Raw genomic sequence first — 6,688 nt, 5'->3', positions numbered from 1 at the left:
AGCATCGGGCCAAGCTTCACAGCACGAATCCGATCGAACGCCTTAACGGGGAGATCAAGCGGCGCACCGATGTCGTCGGCATATTCCCGAATGACGACGCCATCGTGCGTCTCGTCGGAGCCCTGCTGCTCGAACAGAACGATGAATGGGCCGTTCAGCGTGCCCGCTACATGACGCTGGAAAGCGTCGGACAATTGAGCGATGATCCCTTCATCAGCCTGCCAGCAGTAGCAGCACGCTGACCAACCCGGCCAAGCCGGACAGCACGGCGACCAATGCCGTCAGTTACACCACGCGGTGGGACACCATCCAGCAGAAATCTGAAGTGAGCCGCCGGGCGTCTGCCTTGCACGCAAGCTCATCCGTACGAAAGCCGAAATAAGCCGGTTTCTGATGTCAGGAGCTAAGGGCGCTGCCCTCGCGCGGCCCAAGAAAACTCTTCGGCCTCGCGGCATAAACGGCCTGCTCCCCGCGAGCGGGTCCCCTCCATTTATTCCACGGTGCCAAAGACTTTCCTTGCACCTTGCTACCCCGGTCTCGCCCATGTTTTGTCCGGCGTTGACAATCGGGATGGGGCGGTATCGGGGATGGGCCTGTAACCGGGCTTGCCGGTGCGCTCGATCCAGTCAAGGATTGTGCCAAGCTCGCCTTGCAGGGTGACGCTGTAGCTGCCGCGTTTCTCGCCGGGGGTGATGACGATGCGGTCGATGATCTCGCGGATGGCGTCGGCGGCTTCGAGAGCGTCGTCGGGATGGTCGAGCGCTTCGGTCAGGCGCTCGATCCTGCGCCGGAAGGTTTCCGCAACGCCGGGATGGATGGCGGGTACGTCCTGCGGGGCGCTCGACAGGCGGGCGGTGAGGCTGTCCTGTCTGGCTTCAAGCTCGGTCAGACGGTCGGACAGGGCGCGATGCCAGCCGCCCTGTTCGATGACGCGCACGATCTCCGCAATGGCCCTGGCCGTCTCGGCAAGCTCGATGCGGGTCGTCTCGGCCATGGCCTGACGCTCCCGGTTGAGCCGGTTGGTTTCCTCGGCATAGGCGCGCATGGCTTCCGCCGCCATGTCCGGCGTCATCATGCGCTCGCGCAGCCCGGTCAGGACGCGCTCTTCCAGCGCCTTGCGCGGGACGGTGCGGCCATTGTCACAACCATTGCCGAGCGCATGGTTGGTGCAAGCATAGCGGTCGAGGCCGCGTCGCCGGTAGGTGCCGCCGCAGCAACCGCAGATCAACAGGCCGGACAGCAATGTGCGCGGGCGGTGGGTGGCATTGAGGCCGCCGTTCTTCGCCACCAGTGTCTTCATGGCGGCGCGCGTGTTCTCGATCCGCCGGGCGAACAGGTTTGCCAAATGGGACTGCCGGGCCTTGGCGGCATCCCAGAGTTCCTGCGGGATGATGCGCAGTTCCGGCGCTTCGCCAAACACCCATTCGCTTTGCGGATTGCGGCGATAGGCATAGCGGCCCGTGTCGGGGTTGTTCACCTTGCGCTGGCGGTTCCAGACCAGGCGGCCAATGTAGAGTTCGCAATTGAGGATGCCGGAGCCGATTTCCCGGTTGCCGCGAATGACGGTATCGCCCCATCGCTTTCCGGTAGGGCTAGGAATGCCGTCGCGGTTGAGGTCTGCCGCAATGCGCTGCGGCCCCTTGCCCGCGACATATTCGCGGAAGATGCGCCGAACCACCTCGGCCTGTTCCTCGATAATCTCGCGCTCGCCCCGGATCGGCTCGCCGCGCGCGTCGAGCTGGTGGACGACGCGATAGCCATAGGCATTGCCGCCGCCGATCTTGCCCGCTTCCACACGCCCCCTGATGCCGCGATGGGTCTTGATGGCGAGGTCTTTCAGGAACAGCGCGTTCATGGTGCCTTTCAGGCCGACATGAAGCTCGTTGATCTCGCCTTCCGACAGGGTGAAGATCGTCACGCCCGCAAAGCGCAGCCGCTTGAAGACGCCTGCCACGTCCTCCTGATCGCGGCTGATGCGGTCGAGCGCCTCCGACAGCACCATGTCGAAACGGCCCGCCTGCGCATCGGCCAGAAGCGACTGGATGCCGGCGCGGATGAGGGATGCGCCGGAGATGGCGCGGTCGGAATAGGTCTCCACCACCGTCCAGCCCTCGCGCGCCGCGCGTTCCCGGCACTGGCGCAACTGGTCCTCGATCGAGGCATCACGCTGGTTGTCGGAGGAATAGCGCGCGTAAAGGGCAACGCGGATCATGGGGGCAAACTCCGTTCTGTCAGTCCTTGATGGCGTCCTTCGGCATCGGCGGCACGTCCGGCGCTCTGTCCAGAAGCTTCGTCAGATCGCCGCGCTTCGCCGTGCCGGCGCGGGCTTTCAGGAAGTCGGCGGCGGTCTCCACCGCGCCGATCTTCTGCGCAACCGCCGAGACGATCCACTGATTGAGCGATACACCGTCCTCCTGCGCCAGCCGCGCCGCCGTCTCCTTGAGCGATTGCGGCAGCTGCAAGGGGTATTTGTAGCGTTGGGTCTGCGTCATGTGTTCAGTCTCCTGACGATCTCTCCCGGTGTTGCGACGGTCACGCCCAGCGTCGAGGCCGGACGGAAGTCCCTGACATTGTGCGTCACGATGGCGTCGGCCTGTCCGTTCAGCGCGGCCTCAAGCACCATCTCGTCCGCTGCATCGGACAAGATGGGCCGCGTCCTGAACGAAATATCAACGCCCTCGGACACGGCGGCGAGCGCGCTTATCAGCTCCGCGACATCCTCCAGGCTGTGGCCCGTCGCCTTCCGAGTCTCTTCCCGGCTCAACACCGCCTCGTATTCCAGAAACAGCGCGGTTGAACAAAGCGGGGTAACCAGACCACAATCCACGAAACGCAGGAGCAGATTGCTCGCGCCGTTGCGACTGCGGAAGGCCGCCACGATGACATTGGTGTCCAGAACCAGTCTCATGGCTGTAATAATAGAAACATCTCATAAGATGTCAATATTATGAGCAAGGAACCAGTCTTCCGGCAGGCCGATGGGCAACGAAGAAGCGGCAGCGCCACCTGTTCATTGTTCGTCGCCAGCATCTTCCCCGTCACCGTTACGGGCTGACGGCGTATTGTCATTGGCCGCTTGCGTTGCCTTCGCGAAGTCCTCGCGCGCCATGCGGCGGCCGATGATGCGGGCAAGCGTCAGGGCGACGGCATCGACCTTGCGCAAAGCCTTTGGATCGGGTCCTGCCGTGCCTGCATTGTCGTTGGCGGCCTGTACTGGCCACCGGCGTTCTGGCCTGTCGTCATCAGGGCTCATGGCTTGCCGCCTTTCGGCCGCAGCGCCGGTTGTCATTGGCGGCATCGTCCGCGGGCCGCCACGCGGCGGGATCGGCGACCCAGCGGTCGATGTCGGATTCTCGCCAGCCGGCTCCGTTGGTGCTGATCCTGAGCTGAGCCGGGAAGGTGCCTTCCGCGATCTTGCGGTAGATGGTGGACCGCGACAGGCCGGTGCGGGCGAGAACCGTTTTCAGGCGGACGATACGGTCTGGTTGGCGCATGGTCGCACTGCCCTCTGCTGGTTGTTTCTGACGATTGCAGAGACCAGTGAGAGCAATGAATTATTGTTTCGCAACAGTTATTTAGCTGGCGTCGTTCTGCGTCGTAGAAACGGCGGAAAATACTGGAAACCTACAGTCCGATCCCGCGTCCTCTGCCCCTTCCGAGACCGTGACTGATTGCCAGATCGCGACTGATGCCCATGCCTGTTTCGAAGGAGATGCCGAGATCGCGCCTGCGGCCTTCAAGCAGGGATTCAAGCTGCGGGTCGCGTTCAAGGCTCATCGCCATGTTGCCCATTTCTGCCCGTGCGGCGTGATAGCCGGAATAGTCGCCCGCCGCATATTGGCGCTCTCCGGTCTGTTTGAGTTCCCGGAACCGCTCGACAAAGCGGTCGGCGCGCAGTTCGGGGTTCTGGCGCATCTCGGTTTCCAGTTGCAGGGCACGCCTTGCTGGCAAGGCTCTGTCGCGATCGCCCGATGCGGCCTCGGCCGCAAGCTCGGGGTTCCTCTTGTAGACGGCCTCGGCATCATGGGAGCCATGAGGCCGGAGTTTGTCGAAGCCCGTGCGAGCCTCTTGCAGTTCCTCGATCTGTTCGGGCGTTGCGGCGATGTCCTGCGCCTGCGCCCGCAAGATCGCATCCACGGCGCGGGCATGACGGACGAAGGCCCTGCCACGGGCGCGGCGCAACGCCGCCTCCGGGTCGATCTCCGCTTCCTTCCCGGCGCTCTCTCTTTCCGGTTGCTTCACAGCATCCGCGCCAGGCACGCCGCTGCCGGGGGAGCGCAGACCGTCGAGCAGCCCGTCGATCCTGTCGCGCACACGTTCCGGCACGATCTTGCGCATGATCTCGGCGACACGGGCGCGGAAGGTGATGCCGCGCCGCTCGGCATAATCCTGCGCCGGGCCGATCTGCTGCTCGTAATCCGTCGCCATATCCTTCGCGCGGTCGCGCGAAAGAGTGTTCACCAATCTGTCCTGACTGGCGAAGTCGTCGCGGCCATAATGCAGGTCCATGCCGCCGCGGTGACGCGACAGGGCGACATAGCTGCCATGGGCGTCCATGCCGGGCGTCGCCAGCACATGCGTCCGGTCAACGGTCATGCCCTGCGCCTTGTGGATGGTGGCCGCATAGCCGTGGTCGATGCGGTCATAGTCCTTCAGGTCGAAGGACACGCTGCGCCCGTCGTCAGTGCGAACCGACATGGATGTTGTGCTGATATCCTCGATGGTGCCAAGCGTGCCGTTCTTGACGCCAAGGCCGCGCTCGTTAGCCAGGAACATGACGCGATCCCCGGCGGCGAAGTTTCTTTCGCCGCGCTCGACGGTCACGCGCACGTCCTCGCCAAGATCGCCTGCCTCGCGCATCCGGTCGCGGGCCGCCTCGTTGAGTTCGCGCACCTCCGCATTGGTGTGGGTGAGGATGATGCGGCTCGCATCCGGTGCCGCCTGCCGGTCGCGGTCCCAGCGCTCGATCAGATCGCCGCGCGCCTGCTTTCGCGTCTGTGCTTCATGCACCATGCCGAGGCTGTCATAGGCATGGATTGCCTCTCGCGTTCTGCCGCTCGCCAGATCGCGTGTTGCATCCCGCTGCCAGTCCTCGCGCTGGCGGCGGACCTCATGGATTTCCACGCCGCCATGACGCTCATGCAGCGAGCGGAAGGCCGCGCCGGCCTCTATTGCTTGGAGCTGCTGCGGATCGCCAACCAGCACCACCTTTGCGCCAGCCTCCGCCGCATGCGACAGCACGCGCTCCAGCTGCCGCGTGCCGACCATACCCGCCTCGTCGATGACAAGCACGTCACGGGCAGTCAGCATATCGCGTCCGTTCTTCCAGCCATGCTCCATGCTGGCGATGGTGCGCGACGCAATGCCCGATCCGCTTTCCAGATTCTCGGCGGCGATGCCGGAAAGGGCGACGCCGCGCACCTCATAGCCCGCCGCCTCCCATGCCTCGCGCGCAACGCCCAGCATGGCGCTCTTGCCCGTCCCGGCATAACCGACGACAATGCCAAGATCGCGCCCGTCCGTAACATGCGCCAGCGCCTCGGCCTGCTCGCCGGACAGAACAAGGCCGCGCTGTTCGGCGCGCGCCAGCGCCGCCTCCCTGTCTCTGTCGCTGACCTCGTGCCGCTCCTTCTCTGCCATCATCTGGGCCGCGCGATGGAGCCGCTGTTCGGCCTCGATCATGTCGCGGGTCGTGAATCGATCCTCGCCGCGTCCGTCCTTGCCAAGCTCGACCAGATCGGGCGAACCGCGCATCGCCCCCATGACCGCGTTGAACTGGTCGATGCCGTCGCTGTGCCGGTGCGCGAACATCGCCATATCGCGCCGCGTGAAGGTCGATTGATGATGCGTGATCGCGTCGAGAGCAATGGAAGGATCGGCGATGACCCGGTCGCCATTGTTCCGCGCGATCTCGCGGTGCATCTCGGCGCGGTCGGCTGCGGTCTTGATCCCTTCGCCGACACTGCGTGTCTCGATGCGCTGTGCGGCTGCGCCGATCTGCGTTTGCGGCTCAAGCCCGATGCCCTGCGCCTCAAGGCTGCGATGGTCGATGCGTGCGTCTATGTCGAGTTCGGCCAGCCGCTCATTCACATGCTCGGCCCAGCGTTCGCGCCACCGTTCGAGCATCTGCGTGCGGTTCCAGTCGCGCACCTTCTGGCCGAACCCGTCCCCGTCCACCTCGCGCATGGTGAGCATGACATGGGCATGGGGCTTTGGCATGCCGTCCTCGCCGATGTCCCAATGCACGTTGAGATCGGCGATCATGCCGTGATCGACAAACTCGGCCTGCACGAAGTCGCGGGCAAGCTCGATGCCCTGCGCCTGCGTCATCTCGCGCGGAATGGCGAACTCGACCTCGCGGGCAAGCTGGGCATCTTTCCTGACCTCGAACGCCTCCACATCGTTCCAGAGCCGTTCGCGGTCGGACCAGACTTCGGGCGCTCCATCCGGCAGCAGCACTTCGGAATGGACGACGCCGCGCTTCTTGGAAAAGTCCTGCACGCGCCCCAGCCGCTCGTCGCGCATCCGCGAGGCCGAGCGGTAGGCGGCAGACGCCACCGCGCTCGATCCGGCCTTGCGGCCAATGACCTTGACGTGAAGATGATAGATCGCCATGGCGATCCGAACATCTACACATTCACGCGCACGTCGGAACGACGTATAGGCGCGCCCTCCCTCGAAAAAATCT

General features: G+C 64.5%; 7 protein-coding genes. 1 reads left to right on the top strand and 6 read right to left on the bottom strand.

Going from position 1 to position 6,688, the window contains the following annotated elements:
- Positions 1 to 242 (top strand): transposase (locus L630_RS21980; protein ID WP_034331122.1); only part of this gene is annotated, 242 nt, incomplete at its 5' end.
- 284 nt (positions 243 to 526) lie between these two features.
- Here the strand turns inward: L630_RS21980 and L630_RS0120105 are convergent.
- The 6 genes from L630_RS0120105 to traA all read right to left on the bottom strand — a co-directional run bounded on the left by L630_RS0120105 (position 527) and on the right by traA (position 6,615).
- A complete protein-coding gene (locus L630_RS0120105) occupies positions 527 to 2,212 on the bottom strand; it encodes a recombinase family protein (RefSeq protein WP_024849976.1) in 1,686 nt (561 codons plus the stop codon).
- A 19-nt stretch (positions 2,213 to 2,231) separates the two neighbouring features.
- Complete coding sequence (locus L630_RS0120100) at positions 2,232 to 2,492, bottom strand: toxin-antitoxin system HicB family antitoxin (RefSeq protein WP_024849975.1); 261 nt, start codon at positions 2,490 to 2,492, stop codon at positions 2,232 to 2,234.
- Positions 2,489 to 2,908 carry a putative toxin-antitoxin system toxin component, PIN family gene (locus L630_RS0120095; RefSeq protein WP_024849974.1) on the bottom strand — a complete coding sequence of 140 codons (420 nt, stop codon included), beginning with the start codon at positions 2,906 to 2,908 and terminating at the stop codon, positions 2,489 to 2,491. The genes L630_RS0120100 and L630_RS0120095 overlap by 4 nt, the downstream gene beginning before the upstream one ends.
- A gap of 102 nt (positions 2,909 to 3,010) precedes the next feature.
- Positions 3,011 to 3,253 carry a hypothetical protein gene (locus L630_RS23045; protein ID WP_024849973.1) on the bottom strand — a complete coding sequence of 81 codons (243 nt, stop codon included), beginning with the start codon at positions 3,251 to 3,253 and terminating at the stop codon, positions 3,011 to 3,013.
- Positions 3,243 to 3,494, bottom strand: a complete 252-nt coding sequence (locus tag L630_RS0120085) for an AlpA family transcriptional regulator (protein ID WP_024849972.1) — start codon at positions 3,492 to 3,494, stop codon at positions 3,243 to 3,245. The genes L630_RS23045 and L630_RS0120085 overlap by 11 nt, the downstream gene beginning before the upstream one ends.
- A gap of 130 nt (positions 3,495 to 3,624) precedes the next feature.
- Positions 3,625 to 6,615 (bottom strand): Ti-type conjugative transfer relaxase TraA, encoded by a 2,991-nt coding sequence (gene traA, locus L630_RS0120080; protein WP_024849971.1) that lies wholly within the window; start codon positions 6,613 to 6,615, stop codon positions 3,625 to 3,627.
- Positions 6,616 to 6,688: the final 73 nt, after the last annotated feature.

Source organism: Aminobacter sp. J41 (genome assembly GCF_000526635.1).
Lineage (GTDB): Bacteria > Pseudomonadota > Alphaproteobacteria > Rhizobiales > Rhizobiaceae > Aerobium.
The sequence above is the reverse complement of the archived record's forward strand: the minus strand, read 5'-3'. Positions and strand labels throughout refer to the sequence as shown.

Bases quoted from the DNA above. Each gene is read 5' to 3' on its own strand.
- L630_RS23045 (WP_024849973.1), bottom strand. From the start codon at position 3,253: ATGAGCCCTGATGACGACAGGCCAGAACGCCGGTGGCCAGTACAGGCC.
- L630_RS0120085 (WP_024849972.1), bottom strand. From the start codon at position 3,494: ATGCGCCAACCAGACCGTATCGTCCGCCTGAAAACGGTTCTCGCCCGC.
- L630_RS0120105 (WP_024849976.1), bottom strand. From the start codon at position 2,212: ATGATCCGCGTTGCCCTTTACGCGCGCTATTCCTCCGACAACCAGCGT.
- traA (WP_024849971.1), bottom strand. From the start codon at position 6,615: ATGGCGATCTATCATCTTCACGTCAAGGTCATTGGCCGCAAGGCCGGA.
- L630_RS0120095 (WP_024849974.1), bottom strand. From the start codon at position 2,908: ATGAGACTGGTTCTGGACACCAATGTCATCGTGGCGGCCTTCCGCAGT.
- L630_RS0120100 (WP_024849975.1), bottom strand. From the start codon at position 2,492: ATGACGCAGACCCAACGCTACAAATACCCCTTGCAGCTGCCGCAATCG.